This is a genomic window from Streptomyces sp. NPDC005576, assembly GCF_042871745.1.
Classification (GTDB): Bacteria; Actinomycetota; Actinomycetes; order Streptomycetales; family Streptomycetaceae; genus Streptomyces.
Genome location: NZ_JBIAJC010000013.1, coordinates 196579 through 216560, shown reverse-complemented (window position 1 = coordinate 216560; position 19982 = coordinate 196579). Strand labels below are relative to the sequence as shown.

The 19982-nt window shown below is 72.0% G+C and carries 21 protein-coding genes and 1 pseudogene; 10 read left to right on the top strand and 12 right to left on the bottom strand.

The features are described 5' to 3' along the window. Positions 1–55 precede the first annotated feature (55 nt). The 4 genes from ACFYPN_RS24120 to ACFYPN_RS24105 form a co-directional block, all read right to left on the bottom strand. Positions 56–205 (bottom strand): hypothetical protein, encoded by a 150-nt coding sequence (locus ACFYPN_RS24120; protein WP_389300981.1) that lies wholly within the window; start codon positions 203–205, stop codon positions 56–58. 161 nt (positions 206–366) lie between these two features. Further along, complete coding sequence (locus tag ACFYPN_RS24115; protein WP_389300859.1) at positions 367–2004, bottom strand: phytoene desaturase family protein; 1638 nt, start codon at positions 2002–2004, stop codon at positions 367–369. Between the two features lie 62 nt (positions 2005–2066). Further along, positions 2067–2552 carry an SRPBCC family protein gene (locus ACFYPN_RS24110; RefSeq protein ID WP_389300856.1) on the bottom strand — a complete coding sequence of 162 codons (486 nt, stop codon included), beginning with the start codon at positions 2550–2552 and terminating at the stop codon, positions 2067–2069. A 253-nt stretch (positions 2553–2805) separates the two neighbouring features. Then, positions 2806–3342, bottom strand: coding sequence for an isochorismatase family cysteine hydrolase (locus ACFYPN_RS24105; protein WP_358764925.1), 537 nt, complete (start codon positions 3340–3342; stop codon positions 2806–2808). Positions 3343–3592: 250 nt separating this feature from the next. Between ACFYPN_RS24105 and ACFYPN_RS24100 the strand changes: the two genes are divergently transcribed. Next, on the top strand, positions 3593–4636 hold the full coding sequence (locus ACFYPN_RS24100) for an NAD-dependent epimerase/dehydratase family protein (protein ID WP_358764923.1): 1044 nt from the start codon (positions 3593–3595) through the stop codon (positions 4634–4636). Between the two features lie 66 nt (positions 4637–4702). Here the strand turns inward: ACFYPN_RS24100 and ACFYPN_RS24095 are convergent, their stop codons facing one another. The 5 genes from ACFYPN_RS24095 to ACFYPN_RS24075 all read right to left on the bottom strand — a co-directional run bounded on the left by ACFYPN_RS24095 (position 4703) and on the right by ACFYPN_RS24075 (position 7066). Next, positions 4703–5176: a DUF5709 domain-containing protein gene (locus ACFYPN_RS24095; RefSeq protein WP_358764921.1), complete on the bottom strand. Its 474-nt coding sequence runs from the start codon at positions 5174–5176 to the stop codon at positions 4703–4705. Positions 5177–5253: 77 nt separating this feature from the next. Continuing rightward, positions 5254–5580 (bottom strand): plasmid stabilization protein, encoded by a 327-nt coding sequence (locus ACFYPN_RS24090; protein WP_358764919.1) that lies wholly within the window; start codon positions 5578–5580, stop codon positions 5254–5256. Between the two features lie 217 nt (positions 5581–5797). After that, positions 5798–6397 carry a flavodoxin family protein gene (locus ACFYPN_RS24085; protein ID WP_389300852.1) on the bottom strand — a complete coding sequence of 200 codons (600 nt, stop codon included), beginning with the start codon at positions 6395–6397 and terminating at the stop codon, positions 5798–5800. Positions 6398–6476: 79 nt separating this feature from the next. After that, positions 6477–6827 (bottom strand): DUF3140 domain-containing protein, encoded by a 351-nt coding sequence (locus ACFYPN_RS24080; RefSeq protein WP_358764915.1) that lies wholly within the window; start codon positions 6825–6827, stop codon positions 6477–6479. Then, positions 6824–7066, bottom strand: coding sequence for a DUF2945 domain-containing protein (locus tag ACFYPN_RS24075; RefSeq protein WP_358764913.1), 243 nt, complete (start codon positions 7064–7066; stop codon positions 6824–6826). Before ACFYPN_RS24075 ends, ACFYPN_RS24080 begins: the two co-directional genes overlap by 4 nt. Before the next feature lie 378 nt (positions 7067–7444). On the opposite strand from ACFYPN_RS24075, the gene ACFYPN_RS24070 reads away from it, so the two are divergent. The 6 genes from ACFYPN_RS24070 (at position 7445) to ACFYPN_RS24045 (ending at position 15305) form a co-directional block, all read left to right on the top strand. Further along, entirely contained in the window at positions 7445–7717 is a 273-nt protein-coding gene (locus ACFYPN_RS24070) for a hypothetical protein (protein WP_358764911.1), read from the top strand. Positions 7718–7935: 218 nt separating this feature from the next. After that, positions 7936–11181 carry a formate dehydrogenase gene (gene fdh, locus ACFYPN_RS24065; protein WP_389300850.1) on the top strand — a complete coding sequence of 1082 codons (3246 nt, stop codon included), beginning with the start codon at positions 7936–7938 and terminating at the stop codon, positions 11179–11181. Beyond that, positions 11178–12200 carry a 4Fe-4S dicluster domain-containing protein gene (locus tag ACFYPN_RS24060; RefSeq protein WP_389300848.1) on the top strand — a complete coding sequence of 341 codons (1023 nt, stop codon included), beginning with the start codon at positions 11178–11180 and terminating at the stop codon, positions 12198–12200. The genes fdh and ACFYPN_RS24060 overlap by 4 nt, the downstream gene beginning before the upstream one ends. Positions 12201–12265: 65 nt before the next feature. Next, the gene (nrfD, locus tag ACFYPN_RS24055; protein ID WP_389300978.1) at positions 12266–13198 is read left to right on the top strand and encodes an NrfD/PsrC family molybdoenzyme membrane anchor subunit; all 933 of its coding nucleotides are present in this window, start codon (positions 12266–12268) and stop codon (positions 13196–13198) included. A gap of 206 nt (positions 13199–13404) precedes the next feature. Next, positions 13405–13548, top strand: a complete 144-nt coding sequence (locus ACFYPN_RS24050) for a hypothetical protein (protein WP_358764961.1) — start codon at positions 13405–13407, stop codon at positions 13546–13548. Between the two features lie 221 nt (positions 13549–13769). Next, positions 13770–15305 (top strand): glycoside hydrolase family 43 protein, encoded by a 1536-nt coding sequence (locus ACFYPN_RS24045; RefSeq protein ID WP_389300976.1) that lies wholly within the window; start codon positions 13770–13772, stop codon positions 15303–15305. Between the two features lie 97 nt (positions 15306–15402). Here ACFYPN_RS24045 and ACFYPN_RS24040 read toward each other — a convergent pair whose 3' ends face one another. Both ACFYPN_RS24040 and ACFYPN_RS24035 read right to left on the bottom strand, forming a co-directional pair. Continuing rightward, positions 15403–15744: a GNAT family N-acetyltransferase gene (locus ACFYPN_RS24040; protein ID WP_358757644.1), complete on the bottom strand. Its 342-nt coding sequence runs from the start codon at positions 15742–15744 to the stop codon at positions 15403–15405. Positions 15745–15765: 21 nt separating this feature from the next. Continuing rightward, positions 15766–16791: pseudogene (locus ACFYPN_RS24035) on the bottom strand (pirin family protein); the annotation flags it as partial. Positions 16792–16868: 77 nt separating this feature from the next. Here ACFYPN_RS24035 and ACFYPN_RS24030 point away from each other — a divergent pair. Beyond that, positions 16869–17357, top strand: coding sequence for a carboxymuconolactone decarboxylase family protein (locus ACFYPN_RS24030; protein WP_358757622.1), 489 nt, complete (start codon positions 16869–16871; stop codon positions 17355–17357). A 274-nt stretch (positions 17358–17631) separates the two neighbouring features. Continuing rightward, positions 17632–18840, top strand: a complete 1209-nt coding sequence (locus ACFYPN_RS24025; RefSeq protein WP_358757620.1) for an undecaprenyl/decaprenyl-phosphate alpha-N-acetylglucosaminyl 1-phosphate transferase — start codon at positions 17632–17634, stop codon at positions 18838–18840. Between the two features lie 42 nt (positions 18841–18882). On the opposite strand, the gene ACFYPN_RS24020 is transcribed toward ACFYPN_RS24025, so the two are convergent. After that, entirely contained in the window at positions 18883–19500 is a 618-nt protein-coding gene (locus tag ACFYPN_RS24020) for a histidine phosphatase family protein (protein WP_358757618.1), read from the bottom strand. 249 nt (positions 19501–19749) lie between these two features. Here ACFYPN_RS24020 and ACFYPN_RS24015 point away from each other — a divergent pair, with 249 nt between their 5' ends. Further along, positions 19750–19965: a CbtB-domain containing protein gene (locus ACFYPN_RS24015; RefSeq protein ID WP_358757617.1), complete on the top strand. Its 216-nt coding sequence runs from the start codon at positions 19750–19752 to the stop codon at positions 19963–19965. Positions 19966–19982: the final 17 nt, after the last annotated feature.

Here is a 19982-nt window from a genome sequence, read left to right as displayed (position 1 = left end):
CGGCCGGCCCGTGGCGGTCCGGGTCAGCGCCGGGAAGTCCGCTCCGCCCGGTCCATCAGTCGAAGAACGCGTCGCTGCGCACCACTTCGATCCGATCGTCCAGCGACTCGACGAGTTCGGCGGCATCGCTAGGCGTCCAGCTCCAGGCGTTGACCGCACCGGCGATGAAGAGCGGTCCGCTGCCGGCCGACGCGTGAAGCCGGATGAACGCTGCCCGACCCGTCCGGTCGGTCGGTCGGCAGCCGGGCGGACGAGCCGCGCAGTACCCCGGCGTCAGCCCTTCGGCCGCCCTTTCTCGCCGTACGAGCGGATGACGTCGTCAAGGGTCTTCCGCACGCTCTCGGGCTCACTCCGGCTCGCCTCGCGTCATGACGTCCAGCGGTCGGCTTCACCGGTCCGGTTGCGACGGGCCAGCATCCGCTGGGTGGCGGACAGGGCGGCACCGCTGCCCAGCCTCGAACGAAGCGCCGCCCGGGCCGCGTTGGCCCCGGGGGCTCCGTGCACCCCGCCGCCCGGGTGGGCGGACGCGGAGGCCAGGTACAGCCTTTTCACCGGCGTCTCCGGGCGGCCCGTGCCCGGCACCGGACGGAAGACCAACTGCTGGTGCATGGAGGCCGTGCCGCCGTTGATCGCGCCGTTGCGGAGGTTGCCGTCGGCCGCTTCGAACGAGGCCGGTGACAGAATCCGCCGGGCGCGGACCCGGTCGCGGAAGCCGGGTGCGTACCGCTCGACCTGCGACTCCACCCGGTCCGCCATCCTCTCCCGCTCGTCGGCGTCCCACACCCCCGCGAGGCAGTCCCCCCCGGCGTCCCCCTTGGTCCGGTGCGGAACGTGCGTGTAGGCCCAGGCCGATTCCGTACCCCGCGGTGAACGCGTCGCGTCTGCGGTGGTCATCTGCCCGCAGAGGAGGAACGGCCGGTCGGGGATCAAGCCTCGCGCGATCTGCGCGGCCCACCGGGTGAGTTCGTCCACGCCCTCCGCGAGGTGCACCGTGCCGGCCGTGGCGGCGGCCGGAGCACTCCAGGGGATGGGCCCGTCCAGCGCCCAGTCCACCTTGAAGGTGGCGAAGTCCCACTGGAAGCGGCGCATGTCGTCGAGGATGCGCGGCGGCAAGTGCTCCGCCGGGACCAGCGACTCGTACAAGCTGGGCGCCGACACGTCCGCGAGGACCGCCCGCCGGGCGGGTACGGCCTCCCCGGAGGCCGTACGGACGCCCACGGCGCGGCCCTGTCGCACGACCACCTCGGTCACCCGCTCCCCGCACCGCACCGCGCCCCCGCGCGAGCGCAACCGGCTCACCAGGGCCGCGGTCAGAGCCCCGGCGCCCCCGACCGGGACGGGGAAGCCGTGAGCCTGGCCGAGCATCGACATCAGCCAGCCGAAACCGCCGCTGCCGGCCGCCTCGGGCGCCAAGTCCGCGTGCAGCGCGTTGCCCGCCAGCAGCAACTTTCCCCCCTCGCCGAGGAACTCCTCGTCCCCCAGGCGGCGTACCGGCAACACGAGACTGCGCGCGAGCCGCAGACCGCCCGCCGCACGGAGGCGTGCCGCCAGGACACCTCCGGCGAGGACCGGCGGGAAGGGTGCGAAGAGCGCCTTCACGATGTCCTCGCCGAGCCGGTCCCAGATGTGGCAGAGGCCGAGCCAGCTCTCGCCGTCGCCCGGTGCGAAGCCGTCCAGCGCGTCCGCCGTCACCGTCCGGTCGCGGTCCAGCACGGCACAACTGCCGTCGAGCAGCGGGTGGGCGAGTACATGGGGCGCGTGGCTCCAGCGCAGGCCCTCCCGGTCGAGATCGAGGGCGGCGAGTACGGGGGAGGCGGCTGCCAGGGGGTAGAACGAGCTGAACATGTCGTTGATGTAGTCGGGATGGACCTCCCGGTCACTGCGGACGGCGCCACCCGGTTCGGGCTGCTCCTCCAGCACTTCGACGGTCCAGCCCGCGTCCGCCAGCACGTTGGCCGCGACCAGGCCGTTGGGTCCGCTTCCGATCACTACCGCGTCGACCATGGTGCCGCCTTTCGGTGCGCTGCGGGCCGGGCCGTCGGGCCGGGCCTCGGGGCCGGACGCTGTCAGGCCGGCCGCCCGGGACCCGCCTCGCCGGCCTCGTCCGTGGCCGGGCCGGACTTCTCCTCGACCAGCCGGGCGAGCCGCGCCAGCATGCTGCGGTGGCGGATCTGCAACGCCGCGTCCAGCACCACGTTGTGCAGAGTTGCTCCCAAGCCCTTGAGCGGGTGCTCGTCGACGATGACGAGGGTTTTGCCTTCCCCCCAGGCGCGGATGTCGATGGCGATACGTGCCGACCCCAGCGGGCCGCCGCTCGCCTCGAGTTCCAGCGCTCCGGGCCGGTCCAGGCGACGGACGACCGTGTGCCCGGTGAGCTCCTTCGGCCCCACCCGGAGGACATATGTGATCGAGGACCCCACCTCCGGCCACACCCCCTTGTCCGGCCGGGAACGGGTGGTGCCCACCACCCATTTGCCGTACAGGGTCGCGTCCTCCAGTACCGCCCACACGGCAGACGGTGGCCGGTCGATGAGGTGGTGACGGACTGCCATGGTTCTCCTCGGGTCGGTGGGGTCCCGGTGTGTGCCGCGGTCCGTGCGCCTACCCCGCGCGTGCGCCGCCACCCTCGATTCAACCGCGCTCGGGGCGATCCCGCAGGTCGGGTGTGAGGCGGTCGCTGCCATGGCCGCCGTCGCCCGCCTCGCGCGGAATTGTCGCTCCCCGCTCTCGGGACGGGGAGGCGAGGAGCGGCCTTCCCACGCGGGCGCCCCGGTGGAGCCAAGGCGGACGGATCCGTGGCAATCGTCAGAAGGTGACTGTCTCGGCCTTCACGATGGAAGCGCTCATGTTGCGCTCCATCATGCGCAGGGCCGCCTCGGCGAGGTCGGGGTGGATGTGCGCCACCGCGTCCTCGGGCACGGTGACGCGCAGTTGCCGGATATGGGCATCCAACGCCGAGTACAGGACGCACTGTTCGGTCACCTGACCCACGAGCACGACATGGTCCGCGCCGAGTTGCCTGAGCAGGTATTCGAGCGGTGTCTCGTAGAAGATGGAGTGTCGTGCCTTGACGACGAAGAGGTCCTCGTCGACGGGCATCACCGGGCGCACCAGTTCGGCGTTCTTGCCCGCGAGGCTCGTCTCGACGAGCTCCCCGTGATGCGAGCGCCATTCGCCGAAATTGTCGTTCGCGTAGATCACGGGAACGTCCTCGGAGCGGGCCCGGTCGAGAAGGGCGGTCAGGGAGGGCAGCGCGGTCCGGACCGAAGGCACCAGATGTTCCGCATCGGGATGGTCATACGTGTTGATCATGTCTATGACGATGAGCGCACTCTTTCCCATGGCGCCATCCTCCCACCGCGTTCTCGGGACCACCTTTCGTCGGGTGCCCCCACCGATGCTCCCCGATGGCCGTAGGCGGCCGCGCCGCTGCCGGACGCCGAGGAGCGACGCATGATGGATGTCCGGGGCGGCCCCTCTCTGGCCGGGTGCGCGGCGCACCTGCCGGCCCGGCACGACGCCCGCCGGGCGCCTCGTGCTTCGCACCGGGAGTGGGAGAAGCCGTCGCCACGCCGACGAAGGGAGCCCCTTCATGGAGAGCAACCGATCCGGCGGCAAGCGGATCGTGGTCACCGGCGCGACCGGCAACGTCGGGACGAGCGTGGTCCGGGCGCTGGCCGATGCCCCCGAAGTCGCCTCGGTTCTCGGTCTGGCACGCAGAAAGCCGTCGCTGGAGATCCCGGGCGTACGGTGGGGGACCGTCGACCTCTCGCGGCCCGACAGTGCGGACCCGCTCGCCGAACTGATGCGCGGCGCGGACGCCGTCATCCATCTGGCCTGGCGCTTCCAGCCCACCCACGACCCCGTCGTCACCTGGGCGAGCAATGTCCTGGGGTCGATGCGGGTCTTCGACGCGGTGTCACGGAGCGGTGTGCCCGCCCTGGTGCACGCCTCCTCGGTGGGCGCCTACGCGCCGGGCCCCAAGGAGGAACCCGGCGTCGACGAGGAGTGGCCCACGCACGGCTGGCCGGACGCGGCCTACTGCCGCGAGAAGGCATACCTGGAGCGCGTCCTCGACACCTTCGAGCTGCGCCACCCGCACATCAGGGTGGTCCGGATGCGGCCCGGCTTCCTCTTCAAGAACACGGCGGCGCCCGAACAGCGGCGGATCTTCGCCGGGCGGTACGCCCCCGGACCGCTGCTCCGGCCCGACCTGCTGCCGTTCGTGCCCGATCTGGAGGGGCTGCGTTTCCAGGTGCTCCACACCGACGACGCGGCGCAGGCCTACCGGCTGGCGGCACTCCGGGACGTACGTGGGGCCTTCAACCTCGCGGCCGACCCGGTGATCGACGCCCGCAGGCTCGGGGAGCTCCTCGACGCCCGGGTCGTCCGCGTTCCCCGAGCCGTGGTGCGGGCGGCGCTGGCGGCCTCGTGGCACGTACACGCCGTACCGGCGTCGCCGCATCTCTTCGACGCCGTGCTCCGGCTGCCGCTCCTCGACGCGAGCCGGGCGCGGGACGTCCTCGGGTGGCAGCCGGACCACTCCTCGGAGGAGGCGCTGAAGGCCTTCCTGAGCGGTGTACGACGGGGCGAGGGAGAGGACACCGCGCCGCTGACCGGGGGAAAGCTCGACTGACCCGCGCCCGGCCATCCGGTCGGAGGAGCGGCCGGGGCCGTCCCGACGAGAACGGCCGCCGCTCCCTCAGCGTCCCCGGCCGTCCCCGTCCTCGTCCTCGTCGATGACGTGCACCGCGGCCTCTTCGGCCGAGGCGGCCCCGCCGTCGATGCCGACGTCCTCGGCGAACACATCGGTGTGCCGGCCGGTCGGGTCGTCGGCCGTACCGAGACGGCCCGCACGCGCACCACCTTCGATGCGCTCCTCCGGCTCGCCCTCACCCTGGGCGACATCGCCGATGCCGTCTCCGTCGGGCGGTTCGATGTCGGGGACCTCCTGGGCGATCCGCTGGTCCAGGGATTCGCCGCGGCGCTCCTCGTCCCCCGTCGTACCGAACTTGTTCACCCCCAGGGGGCGCTCGGGAGGGGAGTAACCCTCCTCCATCTGGTCGTCCAGATTCCGCTCGCCGAGGGCGTCCTCCATGTCGAGCTCGTCGTTGGGCGGGTCCTGGCCGTCGCCCTGCGGCTGGTAGACATCGTCGCCGCGTGCCTCGTCCGGCATGACTTGATCCTCACGTTCGCATCGATGGGCATGGTCTGATTCGCTCGCCGCTGTCGTGCCGCGGCAGCGGGACGGCGTCAGCGCCCGAGGGCCTTTCGCAGTTGCTCCTTGTTCATGGAGGAGCGCCCGTCGACGTTCTTCTTCCTGGCTTCCGCGTAGAGCTGGTCCCTCGTCGGCCCCTGCGCACCCTGGTGGGAGCGTTCGCCGCCACGCTGGGGGGCGGACTTCTTGTCCTGCGTGGACGTCTTGCTCGCCGTCCTCGACTCACCGGCCCGGGCCCGCTCCTTGTTCACCGTCCGGGCGGCGATCTCCTCGGCCCGTGACTCGGAGGAGCCGCGCTTCTGCTGGCTCTCTTTGATGTGCTCGTACTGGCGTTCGCGCTTCGCATTCGATCCTGCGGGCATGGCTCGTTCCTTTCCGCTCGTCGTCCCGGAGGGCGTCCGGCCTCCGAGGGCCCGGCCGGTCTCGCGCCGCCCTCACGGAGGGACGTAGACCCGCGTGTCCGGGAACAGGTCCCACTAAACAACGGTGAGCGGGAAAGGGCGCTCGGGCCACCGCCCGCTCCGTGGGCATCCCGGTGACGGCCCCCACCTGCGGGAGCCCAGGACGCCATCTCCGCGATCAGGGCGCCGGGTAGGGGTGATCCGCGAGCAGGCGCGCCAGATGGACCGTGTTGGCGGCGAGCGTGCGGGTCGTCGACGAGACCGCGTCCGGCGTCTCGTCCAGGTCCTGGTAGTCGGTACCCCGCATCGCCTCGCCGACCCAGTAGGTCACCGCTCCCGGGGCGAGGGAGAACCCCACGTCGTCCAGCCCCTGGAAGAGGTCCGCGCTCACTTTGTGCGCCCCGTCCTCGTTGCCCACGACGGCGACCGCCGCCACCTTCCCGTAGGTGAGCGGGCGACCCTGCTCGTCACTCTCGGACAGTTCGGCGTCGAGGCGTTCCAGCACGCGCTGGCAGAGGCTGGAAGGGTGGCCGAGCCAGATGGGCGTGGAGACGAGGAGGATGTCGGCGGCGAGTACCTTCGAGCGCAGGACGGGCCAGCCGTCGCCGTCGCCCATGTCGAGCCCCACGCCCGGGAGGACGTCGTGATCGGCCACCCGGACGATCTCGCCCGGCACCCCGAGGCGCTCGAATTCCGCCATGACCTGCTCGGCGAGCAACTGGCTGCTGGAGGGGGCGGGCGAGGCGTTCAACGTGCAGACGAGGGCCAGTGCGCGCATGTCGGGGGTCTCCTTCGAAGCCGGGAGCGGGCGGTTTCCCCTCCGGTGCGGACGCGCGTCCGCCCGGCGGGGGCGGCGACTACTTCTCGGGGTCGTGACCCCAGTTCATGAGCGAGTAGCGCCAGCGGGTGCCGGAGCTGTCTCCCGAGGGACGCTGCGCCAGGTGCCGCCGGACGTAGCCGGTGACCTTGCGCATGTGCGCGAGGTCGTCCTCACCGAGATCGCCCTTCTTGGTGCGCAGCAGCTCGACGATCCGGCGGCCGGACGCGTGGCCGGTCGACTCGCCCCCGTCGTCCTTCTGGCCCACCTCCCGCGAGGCGTCCGTCCCGAGCCACTTCTCCAGCTCACCGGCGGTCATGTTGACGGCTTCGCCGAATTCCTCGACGGCGGTGCGACGACCTTCGTCGTCCCTGTCGCCCCCGCCGCTCATGAGCCGCCGTTCTTCTTGTGCAGCGATCCGGGCTTGTGCACCGCCGACCTGCCCGTCTTGTCACTCTCCACCTCGTACTGGGGGTCGTCCTTCGAGGCGTCCACCGTGCGGCCGGCAGCCTCGGTGCGTCGGTCGATCTTGCGGGTGACGGAACCTTCGACGTCCTGCCCGTGGCTCTTCCAGGTGACGTCGTCGCCCTTGGACACCTTCGTCTCCTTCTTCGGGCTCTTCTTCGCCATGGGAACCTCCCTCTGCCACCGGCCGCGGCCGGACCGTTTGGGCGCGCGGGGTGCACGCCTCATCCAGCATCGAGCCTGCCGGGTGGGTACGCATGCCGGTCCGCAGCCGGTGTCCGGCGGGACGGGGGAGCGTTTCGAGGGGGGGGAGGTGCTTTACGCGCCTCCGGCCCGGATCGTGCGCCGCTCCACCCCCGCTCACCCCGTCAGGTGACCCACGGCAGGCATGGAGCAAGGGGGCCGGGGGATGCTGGTGGGGACGCCGGTGCGTGGCGGAACGGCTCGCGCGCCTTCCGCCACGCACCGGCGGGGCCGTTGTCCCCGCCTCCCGGCTTCACGACGACCCTGCGTCGATTCCGCCCCGCCGGGCAGGCTGGATCCATGACCGACACCTACACGTACGAAGGCCCCGCCACCCTCGTCATCAACGGCGACGAGACCGCCGTGATGGCCGTATTGCACGCCGCGGGTGCCACCGGGCACTGGTCCGGCACCATCCACGCCGACGGCCTGCAAACCTCGTTCTGGCCGGCCGTGCAGAGCGGTGGCGTCGAGCTCCGCATGCCGGACGGCCGCCGGGGGGCGGCCCAGATCGACATGGACGCGGAGAGCGGAAGCGCGACGGTCGGCGGCGACGGTCCGGCACCCTTCTGAGCGGTATCCGGGCGGGGCGGGCGGCCTGATCCGCCCCCGCCCGGTCCGCGGGACCCGCAACTCCGCGTGTACGCCACACCTTCCCCAGGCGCCCGGAAGGCCCGTCGCCCGGGTCGCCGCCCCGGCCGCTCCGGGTCAACCTGGGGGAGGAGCCGACCCCCGGCTCCCGGCCCGGCGGCGCGGCCCCGGCCCCGAGCCCGTAGCCGGAGGTATCCCGAATGGGCCTGCGTACCTGGATCACCGAATGGCCCGTCTACCGGCAACTCACCGGCGACGACCCACTCGGACGGGGCCACGCCGCCCGCTCGCCGCACACCGACGCCCTCCGCCCCCGAACGGACACCGCCGACCGGATCGTGCGGTCGGTGTGCCCCTACTGCGCGGTCGGCTGCGGCCAGCAGGTCTACGTCAAGGATGACCGGGTCGTCCAGATCGAGGGCGATCCGGACTCGCCCGTCAGCCGCGGCCGGCTCTGCCCCAAGGGCTCCGCGACCCTCCAGCTCACCACCGGAACCGCCCGGCGGCACGAGGTCCTCCACCGCCGCCCGTACAGCACCGACTGGGAGACGCTGGACCTGGAGACCGCCATGGACATGGTGGCGGACCGGGTCGTCGAAACCCGCGCGCGGACCTGGGAGTGGGAGCGCGACGGCGCGCGCACCGCCCGGACGATGGGGATCGCCAGCCTCGGTGGAGCGACGCTGGACAACGAGGAGAACTACCTCATCAAGAAGCTGCTGACCGGTCTGGGCATCGTGCAGGTCGAGAACCAGGCGCGGGTCTGTCACAGCTCCACCGTCGCCGGGCTCGGCACCTCCTTCGGACGCGGCGGCGCCACGACCTTCATGCAGGACCTCCAGCACTCCGACTGCATCGTGATCCAGGGCTCCAACTACGCCGAGGCCCACCCCGTCGGCTTCCAGTGGGTCATGGAGGCCAAAGCGCGCGGCGCGAAGATCATCCACGTCGACCCCCGGTTCACCCGCACGAGCGCCCTCGCCGACCTGCACGTACCCATCCGGGCCGGCAGCGACATCGTCTTCCTCGGCGCGATCATCAACCACGTGCTGACGGAGGAGAAGGACTTCCGCGAGTACGTACTGCGCTACACCAACGCCTCGTTCCTGGTCTCCGAGGACTTCCGGGACACCGAGGACCTCGACGGGGTGTTCTCCGGCTTCGACCCCGAGACCGGCACCTACGACCCGGTGAGCTGGCAGTACGAGGGCGTCGACGTGCAGGCTCCCGCCGGAGACCCCGACCAGCGCTACGACGAACGGGTCGAGGAATCCGGAGGTTCCGAGACGCACGGCTCCGGCGGCGCCCAGACCGAGAGCATGCCGCCCCGGGACGAGACCCTGAACCACCCGCGCTGCGTCTACCAGGTCCTCAAGCGCCACTACGCCCGCTACACCCCCGAACTCGTCGAGGAGACCTGCGGGATTCCCCGGGCCACCTTCCTCGACGTGTGCGAGGCGCTCACCGCCAACTCGGGCCGCGAACGCACCAGCGCCTTCTGCTACGCGGTCGGCTGGACCCAGCACACCGTCGGATCGCAGTACATCCGGGCCGCCTGCGTCCTCCAGCTCCTCCTCGGCAACATCGGCCGCCCCGGCGGCGGTATCCAGGCACTGCGCGGCCACGCCTCCATCCAGGGCTCCAGCGACATCCCCACCCTCTTCAACCTGCTCCCCGGCTACCTGCCGATGCCACACGCCCACTTCCACGAGGACCTGGAGTCCTTCATCGCGGCGAGCCGCACCGACAAGGGCTTCTGGGGCAACATGCGGGCCTACTTCGTCAGCCTCCTCAAGGCCTACTACGGTGACGCGGCGACCCCGAAGAACGACTTCTGCTTCGACCACCTGCCGCGCCTCACCGGCTCCCACAGCACCTACGAGACCGTCATGGCCCAGCTGGACGGAGAGTGCAAGGGCTACTTCCTGATGGGGGAGAACCCCGCCGTCGGCTCCGCCAACACCCGGCTCCAGCGCCTCGGCATGGCCCGACTCGAGTGGCTCGTCGTCCGCGACTTCTCCCTCATCGAATCGGCGACCTGGTGGAAGGACGGTCCGGAGATCGCCACCGGCGAGCTGCGCACCGAGTCCATCGCCACGGAGGTGTTCTTCTTCCCCGCCGCGTCGCACACCGAGAAATCCGGCTCCTTCACCAACACCAACCGCTGGGTCCAGTGGCACCAGGCCGCCGTCGAGCCCGGCGGCGACGCCCGCAGCGACCTGTGGTTCATGTACCACCTCGGCCGCCGGATCAAGGCGCGCCTCAAGGACTCCACCGACCCCCGGGACCGGCCGGTCCAGGATCTGACCTGGGACTACCCCGTCGAAGGACCGCTGCGTGAACCCGACGCCACCGCCGTCCTCGCCGAGATCAACGGCCGCGCACCGGACGGCGCGCCGCTCTCCGCGTACACCGAGCTGAAGGACGACGGCTCCACCTCCTGCGGCTGCTGGATCTACTGCGGGGTGTACGCGGACGGCGTCAACCAGGCGAACCGCCGCAAGCCGCACAGCGAGCAGAGCTGGACCGCTCTCGAATGGGCCTGGGCGTGGCCCGCCAACCGGCGCATCCTCTACAACCGCGCCTCCGCCGACCCCGAGGGCCGCCCCTGGAGCGAACGCAAGGCGTACGTGTGGTGGGATGCCGACACGGGCCGCTGGACCGGCCACGACGTGCCCGACTTCATCCCCGACCTCGACCCGGCACACGTACCGGCCGAGGATGCCACCGGACCCGAAGCTCTGCGCGGCGACGACCCGTTCATCATGCAGGCCGACGGCAAGGGCTGGCTCTACGTCCCCGCCGGGCTGGAGGACGGCCCGATGCCCACGCACTACGAACCGCAGGACTCGCCCTTCACCAACCTGCTGTACCCCGGCGTCTCCCGCTCCCCGGCCCGCAAAGTCCTGGCGCGCGAAGGGAACCGCTACCACCCGAGCGGTGACGAACCGGGCGCCGAGGTGTACCCGTACATCGTCACGACCCACCGGCTCACCGAGCACTTCACCGCCGGCGGAATGAGCCGCTGGTCGACCTACCTCAGCGAACTCCAACCGGAGTTCTTCTGTGAACTCTCCCCGCAGCTCGCCGCCGAGCGCGGACTGGAGCACGGCGGCTGGGCCACCGTCATCACCGCCCGCAACGCCGTGGAGGCACGGGTCCTGGTCACGACCCGGATCAGGCCCCTGACCGTGCACGGGCGGACCGTCCACCAGATCGGCATGCCCTTCCACTGGGGCCCCAACGGAGTCGTGACCGGTGACGCGGCCAACGAGCTCATGGCGATCTCGATGGACCCCAACGCCCACATCCAGGAGGACAAGGCGCTCACCGCCGACATCCGGCCCGGTCGCAGGCCGCGGGGGCCGGCCCTGCCGGAACTCGTCGCCGAGTACCGCCGCCGCGCGGGCATCACCGAGAACACCGGAAAGGAACCGCGGGCATGACCACCGACGAGAACGCCCCGGCCCGCGGGGGGAGCCCGACCCCTTCCCCCGTCCGCCGTCTCCTCTCCGGTCCGGAGGGCGACCCGGCCGCCGACGCCGGCTACCACGACGTCCCGGACCGGGTCGGCTTCTTCACCGACACCTCGGTCTGTATCGGCTGCAAGGCCTGCGAGGTGGCCTGCAAGGAGTGGAACGCCGTCCCCGAGGACGGCCTCACCCTGACCGGCATGTCGTACGACAACACCCAGAGCCTGGGCGCCTCCACCTGGCGCCATGTCGCCTTCATCGAACAGGAGAAGCCCGCTCGCACCGGGCCGCCCGAACCCGACGGCCGCCCGCTGCTGCCACTCACGGTCCCGGGGGAGGAGGCCGCGGACCCAGGGACCACCCGCTGGCTCATGTCCTCCGACGTCTGCAAGCACTGCACCCACGCGGCCTGTCTCGACGTCTGTCCCACCGGGTCCCTCTTCCGCACCGAGTTCGGCACCGTGGTCGTCCAGGAGGACATCTGCAACGGCTGCGGCTACTGCGTCCCCGCCTGCCCCTACGGCGTGATCGAGCAACGCCCGGACGACGGACGCGCGTTCAAATGCACCATGTGCTACGACCGGCTGGGCGCCGGACAGGAACCGGCGTGCGCGAAGGCGTGTCCCACCGACTCCATCCAGTTCGGCCCCCTGGAAGAACTGCGCGAACGCGCGGCCCTGCGCGTCGAGCAGCTCCACGCGACGGGCGTTCCCGAAGCGCGCCTCTACGGCCACGAACCCGACGACGGCGTGGGTGGCGACGGCGCCTTCTTCCTTCTCCTGGACGATCCGGAGGTCTACGGACTGCCCCCGGCTCCCGTCGTCACCACCCGCGACCTGCCCGCCATGTGGAAACACGCCGGGGCCGCCGCCCTGACACTGCTTGCCGCCGTGGGCGCCGCGCACGCCCTGCCCGCTCTCCCGGGCCGGCCCCCCGGAGGCCGCTCACCCGTACGCCATCTGTCCGCACTCTTCGGAAGAGGACCCCGATGACCGCCGCAGCCGACACAGAGGGACCGCGCCGCAAGAGCGGCCGGAAGCGCAGGGGCGAGGAACTCATGGTGCCCCGGGCCGAGTTCCGCTCCTACTACGGCAGGCCCGTCATCAAGGCGCCCTCCTGGTCCGCCCGGGACATCGCCGGGTATTTCTTCCTCGGCGGACTCGCCGGAGCAGGGTCCGTGCTGGCCGCCGGCGCCCACGTCACCGGCCGGACCACGACCGCGACGGCCCTCAAGGTCTCCTCGCTCGGAGCCATCGGCCTCTCCGTCGCCGCCCTCGTCAACGACCTCGGCCGCCCCGAGCGGTTCACGAACATGCTGCGTGTCTTCAAGCCCACCTCACCGATGAGCGTCGGCTCCTGGCTGCTCGGCCTCTACGGACCGGCGGCCGGCGTCGCCGCCCTCACCGCGGTCGGCGGAAGATTCCCCCGCGCCGGAGCGGCCGCCACGGTCGCCGCCGCGCTCACCGGACCGGCGGTCGCCTCGTACACCGCCGTCCTCGCCGCGGACACCGCCGTACCGGCCTGGCACGGGGCGCACCGCGAACTGCCCTACCTCTTCGCGGCTTCCGCCACCGCAGCCGCCTCCGGCATGGCCCTCGTCCTCGGCCCGGTGCCCGAGACCGGTCCCGCCCGCCGCACCGCCGTGCTCGCCGCCGCGGCGGACCTGGCCGCGAGCGCCGCCGCCGAGCGCCGCCTCGGCCTCGTCGCGGAGACCTGGCGCGAAGGCCGTGCCGGAACCCTCCTCCGTACGGCCCGAGCACTCACGGTCGTGGGCGCGGCGGGCGCGCTCGTCTCCGCACGTCCCGGCCGAGCCGCGAAGCCCCTTGCGGTCCTCGGGGGCTGCGCCCTGCTGGCCGGGTCCGCCTGTACCCGTTTCGGGGTCTTCGCGGCCGGCGTCGCCTCCGCCGAGGACCCCCGGTACACCGTGCTGCCCCAGCGCGAGCGCCTGGCGCGGGAGGAAGCCGCCCAAGACAGGGCCACGGAGGGCTGAACCGACCGCCCGTCTTTCGCGGAGCCCCTCCCGCGGGTCAGGAGACGGTCATCGACTACAACAACTACCTCCAGAACGTCACCTCTTACGGCAACCTGTCCCGGGGTGCCTCGAAGACCGCCATCGAGAACAGTTACTTCGAGAACGTCGCCAATCCCTTCAACATCGACACCTCGGCGGCGTCCCTGACCCAGTCGGGCAGCGTCATGGTCAACTGCGCGGGCAAGCAGGTGACGGCCGGGACGACCTTCGCCCCGAGCACCTATGACGCGTACACCCTGGACGCGGCGAAGGACGTGCCCGCGTTGCTCAGGGAGTACGCCGGCCCGCAGAGCACGATCGGCGGCTGACCCCGTCCCGGAGGGGCGGAGGCACCTTGGCCGTTCCCCTCTGAGGACGTGCCCGCCGCAGACACGGTCGCGGCGGGCACGTCCCCGCTCTCCCGGGCCGACGGGGGCGGCCGGGCACGGGGCGGGTGAGGGCCTGGGGCACCATGCAGGAGCGACACCCGCACGTCCGCACCCCCACGACCTGGCAGGACGCGCCCCACCGCCCGACCCCGAGGATGGACATGGCGTACTTCGACAACCCCGTCATACCCGGCTTCAGCCCGGACCCGAGCATCTGTCGCGCGGGCGAGGACTACTACGTGGCCACGTCCAGTTTCGAGTACGTACCGGGGGTGCCGCTCTGGCACAGCCGCGACCTCACGAACTGGCGGCTGATCGGCCACGCCCTGGACCGCCCCGCACAGCTGGAGCTCGCCGGCACCGCGCCCTCCTCGTCCGGTGTGTACGCGCCCACTCTGCGGTACCACGACGGACGATTCTGGATGATCACGACCGTGGTCGGCGGCGCCGGCACGGTGCTGGTGACCGCCGAGGATCCGGCCGGCCCCTGGTCGGACCCCGTACCCGTCGCGATACCCGGCATCGATCCCGACCTGGCCTGGGACGAGGACGGCGACTGCTGGTGCCTCTTCTCGCGCGACGGGATCAAGGGCGTGCGCATCGACCCGGCATCGGGTGAACCGCTGGGCGAGCCGGTGGAGATGTGGTCGGGAACCGGGCTGCAGTACCCCGAGGGGCCGCACCTGTACCGGGTCGGCGACTGGTGGTACCTGCTGCTCTCCGAGGGCGGGACGGAACGCGGACACGCCCTCTCGGTGGCCCGGGCCCGTACGCTGCCGGGCCCCTTCGAGTCGCATCCGGACAACCCCGTGCTCTCGCACCGCAGTACGGACCACCCGGTGCAGAACACCGGCCACGGCGACCTCGTGCGGGCCCACGACGGCAGTTGGTGGATGGTGCTGCTCGGCACCCGCCCCCGGGGCGACACTCCCGGCTTCCACGGCATGGGGCGGGAGACCTTCCTGGCACCGGTGCGCTGGGAGGACGGGTGGCCGCTGCCGGGTCCTGTCGAACTCCGCTCCCAGCGACCCGGGTTGACTCCACACCCGTGGCCCGGGGAGCCGCACCGCGACGACTTCGATTCTCCTGCGCTCGCCCCCCGTTGGGTGACCCTGCGCCGCCGGGACCCGGAGGCGGTCGACCTCGGCGCGAGGCCCGGGCATGTCGTACTCAACTCCCGTGCGGACGGTTTGGACCGGCCCGGCGCCGTCTTCGTCGGGCAGCGCCAGCGCGACCCGGAGTGCGGCGCGCGCACCCGGATCGACGTCGCCGAGGGCGGCCGCGGCGGACTCGCCGTACGCCTCGACGAGGCCCACCACTTCCAGGTGGAGCGAGAGGGCGACACCGTGCGGGCGATCGCCCGGATCGGCCCGGTGCGCCAAGCCGTCGCGGAACGAACTGTACCCGAAGGGCCGTTGACGCTGCGGATCGACGTGACCACAGCCGACGCCCTGCCGCCCACCGTCACGTTCCGTGATGCCGACGACCCGCAGGCCGTCACCGGCCTCCGCGTCGGGGCCCCCGACACCCTGCGGCTCGGATACGAGACCGAACAGGGGGACTTCGAGATCCTCGCCGAGTTGGACGGCCGCTACCTCACGACCGAGGTCGCCGGCGGATTCACCGGCCGGGTCATCGGGATGTACGCGACCCGGGGCAGCGCGGCCTTCGACTGGTTCGAGCTGCGCCCCGCCTGACGCCGTAAGCGCGCCGGCGCGACGCGGCGGCCGGGACTCCGGGCCGGGTCGCGCCGGACGGCCTGCGGCCTGGTACTGCATCACCGTAAACGCAGTACTAGTGGGAGCGGGCTGCCTCCAGCCATTCCAGGACCTCCGGGGTGACCGGGTCGGTGATGTCGGCGAACTCCGTGTGCTTCGTGAGGAACTTCGCCACGTAGGGGCAGACCGGCACGATCCGCAGGCCCGAGGCCCGTACGTCGGTGAGCGCCTGCTGCACGAGGACGGACGCCAGGCCCTGGCCGGCGAACGCGTCGTCGACTTCGGTGTGGAAGAAGACGCGTTGCTCGCCGCGGTCGCGGTAGGCGGTCAGTCCCGCGCGGACGCCGTCGACGTGGATCTCGTAGCGGTGCCTGGCGTCGACGTGGTGGACGCTCGGAGTGGCGGCGGGCAGGGTCATGGAGTGCCTTTCGGTAAGGGGCGGGTTGCCCCGCGGCGCGAGGCTCGCGTTCGGCAGGGCGGGGGCGGGGATACGGTCGCCGGGGTAGCCGTCCACGTGACCGAAGCGACTCGACGCCGCCTCCCACGCTTCGCGTGCCTCGACGATGTCCTGGTGGCTGCGGCCCACGAAGTTCCACCACATGACGATCTTCTCTTCGAACGGCGTTCCGCCCACGAGTACGGCCCGGGCGGGGGCGTCCGATTCGTTGGTCAGGGTCACCGTGCGGTACCCCGGACCGGCATAGCCCAACTCGGCGGCGCCGAGCAGGGTTTCACCCATGCGGATGCTCCCCTGGTCCACCAGGACACCGTGCTCGAACCCGGCGTCCGTGTCCAGCGTGACGGTCACGCGGGGTTCGATGACCAGCTCGGCACCGAGCAGCGGAGTGAACGTCGGCACGGGGGAGGTGTCTCCGGCGAGCGATCCGAGGAACACCCTGATGACGGCGCCCTCGACGTGCACCGCTCCGGGTGCGTGGTGGCGGAAGTCGCGGCCGGCGTGCCGGTGTTTCTCCGGGAGGGCCACCCACAGCTGGACACCGTGCAGGATCGTGGTAGCGGCGGTGGAGACCTCGGTGTGGCTGATCCCCAGGCCGCCGGTCATGAGATTGAGCTCGCCCGGGCGCACGTAAGCGTGGCTGCCGAGGCTGTCGCGGTGTTCGATCTCGCCGCTGAAGAGCCAGCTGACCGTCTGCAGGCCCGTGTGCGGATGCGGGGCCACGTCCATCCCGCCCGTCTCGGAGACGTCGTCGGGGCCGTAGTGGTCGATGAAGCACCAGGCACCGATGAACGTACGGGCCCGCTGCGGCAGGGTGCGCCGGACCGTCATCGCCCGGGGGCCACCGAGGGGAACGTCCCGGGGCGTGAGCACCTCCACCCGGGTGGGCTCGGCCGGACCGCCCTGTTCTGCGGGTTTCTCGGGCCGGGTGGGCCCGTCGCCGGGACCGACTCCGCCCGTGCCGGGCGCCCCGCCCCCCTCAAAGGTGCTTTCATGTTCAACGATCATGTTCTGCATAGTAAGCCGCCGCCCGTCCGGGCGCGCGGGGTGGTTCAGGGGCGACGGCCCCGGTTGAGGAGGCACGGGTGACCAGCACCCGGACGGCCGGCAGCGAGCGCCGGATCTACATCGACAAGCAGAGCCCCAAGGCGTACCACGCCCTGGTGGCGACCTCCGGCGCGGTTCGCGCCGTCGCGGAGGAGGCGGGGCTGAGCCGCACCCTGGTGGAACTGGTCAACCTCCGGGTCTCCCAGCTCAACGGATGCGCCTCCTGCCTGGACGTGCACACCCGCGCCGCACTGCGCGCGGGCGACACGGCCCGGCGTCTGGGGGTGCTGGCCGCCTGGCGCGACACCGAGGTGTTCACCGCAGAGGAGCGCGCCGCCCTCGCCCTGGCGGAAGCGACGACGAACCCCGCCGACGCCGCGCAACAAGAGGGCTCCTACGCCCTGGCGCGGGAGACGCTCTCCGACGACCAGATCGCGGCCGTGATCTGGGTGGCCGTCGCCATCAACGCCTTCAACCGGGTCTCCATCATGAGCAAGCACCCGGTGCGTGCCGTTCCCGGTCAGTGAGCCGGTACACCCCGAGCGGGGTGTACCGGTCGGGGCCGGTCCGTAGTCATCGGGTCAGGTGTCCACCTGTTCGGTTTCTCTTCGAACTCCAATCAAAATGCCCCTCTGCGTGTTATTTGGGGCATATCCCGACATGTACACCTTAGGTTGTGGAACGACTCCACTCGGGTGGCGCGGTGCGCCGCCCGGGCAACGCGTTCCGAGGGTGCCGTGCGGGGCTGTCCCGCTCGGCGGAGGACGCCACGGGGCCAGGAACGAGGAAAGGCAGAGCAGGGTGAACGTGGTCGGCGTCATCATCTCCGGGGCTGTCGCGCTGGTGATCACCGTGGCACTCACCGCGGTCGTCCGCGGTCTTGCCCCGGTCATCGCGGCGAAGGGCGGGCGCCGAGGGCCCCGGCGGACCGTCGGTACGGGCGTCGCGGTCGTCATGGCGACCACCGGCGTCATGCTCGCCGCGCCCCGGCTGGGCCTTCCGGAGCCCGGATCCGGCGTGCGCCTCCTGCTCGCCGCGGCCGCCGCGGTCGCGGTGCTCGGACTGGTGAAGGAGCTGCGCCCGGTGGGGGCCCGTACCGAACTCGTCCTCCACACCGTGCTGGCGGCGCTCGTCGCGGCGTTCTCCGGACTCTCCCCGGTGGCAGCGGTGTTCGGAACCGTACTCATGGTGGTCCTCACCCACGCGCTCCAGTTGCTGGAGGGCTCCGACGGCACCGCGGCCGGAGTGACCGTCGTCCTCGCCGCCGGGCTGCTCACGTGCGCGGCGGCCGACCACCACCCCGGAACCGTGCTGCTGCTCGCCGTGGTGGCCGCCTCCGTGTCCGGCGTCCTGCCCTACAACTGGCCGCCCGCGCGTGTCTTCTACGGCTCCTGCGGCTCGCGTTACACGGGCTTCCTGCTCGCCGGGGCCGTTCTGCTGCTGCTCGCCGGAGCACCGTCCGGAAGCGCCGCGTGGGTCTCCGTACCGGCGCTGATGACGGTGGCCCTCGCCGACCTGGTCCTCGTGCTGCTGTCCCGGCGGAAGGCGGCCCGGCCCCTCCTGGCGCCGGCCCAGGACCACGCCGTCCACCGCCTGCGCCGCCTGCGCCTGACGCCCCGGGGAGCCGCGGTCACCCTGATCCTGGCGACGGCGGCCTGCGCCGCCACCGGGACGCTGATCCACACCGATGTGCTCCATCCGGCGGTCGGCCTGGCTCTGCCCGCCACCGTCGGCATCGCGGTCGTCGCCCTGCTGCGCGTACCGGTGTACTCCCCGGCCGCGCCCCGTACCGGCGTCCGCCGGAAGCCCGCGGGCGCGTCCGTCTCTCCCCAGGCCCCGGCCGCGCCGGCCTCCTCCACGCGGCACGCGGCCACGGTCCCCCCTCCCGCGCAGCAGGTCGCCCCCGAACGGAAGCCCGGAACGCCCCCACCGGCGCCCGCCCCGCACATCGCGGCCACCAGGAAGCCGACCGAAGGGCGCCCCGCGGACCTGGCCGGAGACCGGCGCTGACGGGGGACCGGCGCTGACGGATCGGCACCCGAAGGGCGGAAGTCAGAGTGGGGCGCCCAGCGAGAGGTTCCAGCGACCGGAGCGCCCGCTGAGGGTGATGCGGGAGAGCGGTGCCACGTCGAGGCGCCAGAACGCCGTCGGAGGAAGCGGCACCGCGTGGACGACCGCCGCGCGTACGACAGCGGGCTCGACGACCGCGGTGATCCGCCCCACCCCGCCCGGGTCCGCCTCCCCGGCAGCGGCCGTGGCCCCGTCCGCCCCGGTGAGGGAGTCCAGCCAGCGGCCCATGCGCCCGATCAGCGCGAGCAGTGACTCGCCGCCGTGCGGTGCGGCAGCGGGGTCGCCGAGCCAGGCGGCGACGCCGTCCGGTTCGTCCGCCGCCACATCCGACAACCGAAGGCCCCGCCAGCGTCCCATCTCCCAGTCCCGCAACCGAGGTTCGGCGGTCGCCCGGAGGCCGAGCGCCTGCGCCGTACGCCGGCAGCGCTCCGAGGGGCCCGACAGATGGAGCCCGGCGTCCGGGACCGCCGAGGCGGCGGCCCGGGCACGGCGTTCGCCCGCGTCGTCGATCGGGCCCCCACCGGCACAGTCACCGGCGAACCTGGCCTCGCGCAGCGCGGGGCCGAGCGCCGGTGAGACGAACGTCAAGCGCAGGGTCATCCCCGGAGTCTCCCTCATCCTCAACAGCCGCATGCCGAAGGTGTGTCGGGGGTGGGTGGCGCATCGCACCATGGCGGCGCCCGAACGCAGACGCTATGGTCTGACGAGCATGACGACGGGGCAACGGAAGTCCGGTTGAGAATCCGGCACGGTCGCGCCACTGTGAACCCGTACCTGCGGGAAGTCAGACCCGGCACCGTCGTCTCAGGCACCACGATCGGGACGCGTGTTCCCTCAGGAGGTTCTGCCATGGCACACACTGCCGCACCCGCGACCGGCGTTCCCGCCGTCACCCCCATCTCGCTGAAGGCGATCGCCCCGTGGGCGGTCTTCTTCGGCATCCTCATGCTCGTCCTGCTCTACTTCGTCGGCGCGGAGCAGGGTGCCACCTCCCTCATCTCCGGCGAGGCCGTGCACGAGTGGGTCCACGACGGCCGTCACCTTCTCGGTTTCCCCTGCCACTAGGCATCCCGGGGGACGAC